This window comes from Xanthomonas sp. SHU 199 (genome assembly GCF_000364665.1).
Taxonomy (GTDB): domain Bacteria; phylum Pseudomonadota; class Gammaproteobacteria; order Xanthomonadales; family Xanthomonadaceae; genus Xanthomonas_A; species Xanthomonas_A sontii.
Genome location: NZ_AQOI01000523.1, coordinates 1 through 680 on the forward strand (window position 1 = coordinate 1; position 680 = coordinate 680).

Genomic DNA, 680 nt, shown 5'->3' on the forward strand with positions numbered 1-680 from the left:
TCGCGCGTCGGCGGACAATTGCTGCCAGCGGCCGTCGACGATCGTCGCCAGCCCGGCCGGGTGTTGATCGAAATGGTGACCGCCGTGCAACACCACCACCTCCGCTCCGCGCGCGCGCAATTGCGGGCAGAGCGTATCTTTTTCCTTGTCGCCGTACACGCACAGCAACTGCGCCGCGGGAATGCGCGCCAGTTCCGGCTGCACCGGCAGTGCGTCGTCGTCGTCGCCGAGGTTGAGCCAGCCGCGCACGCGGATCTGGAAATCGGCCTTGTGCTCCAGGCCCAGCAACGCGATCAGGCCGACCTGCTCGCGCTGCGCCGGCGGCAGCCGGTTGACCATGAATGGCAGGGTGGTGGCGCCGAAGGAATAGCCGACCAGCAGGATCTTCTGCGGACGCCAGCGCTGCTGGTAGTAGGCGATGACCCGGCTCAGGTCGGCGCTGGCCCGCGCCGGCGGCTTGGCCCGCCAGAAGTAGCGCAGGCTGTCCCAGCCGACCACGGCGATGCCGCGGCGCTGCAGCGCTTCGGCCATGCCCTTGTCGATGTCGCGCCAGCCGCCGTCGCCGGACAGCACGATGGCCAGCGGTGCGCCCGGGGTCGCCGAGGGCAGCTCGGTCAGCGGCAGATCGTCCAGCGCGCCGCCGCGGCCGCGCGCATGCAGATGCGCGGCGACCCGCGCGG

At 71.3% G+C, this 680-nt stretch carries 1 protein-coding gene; it reads right to left on the reverse strand.

The window, feature by feature from the left end:
* Positions 1–680, reverse strand: a 680-nt coding sequence (locus D183_RS0115950) for a virulence factor family protein (protein WP_017909883.1), incomplete at both ends; no start/stop codon positions are given.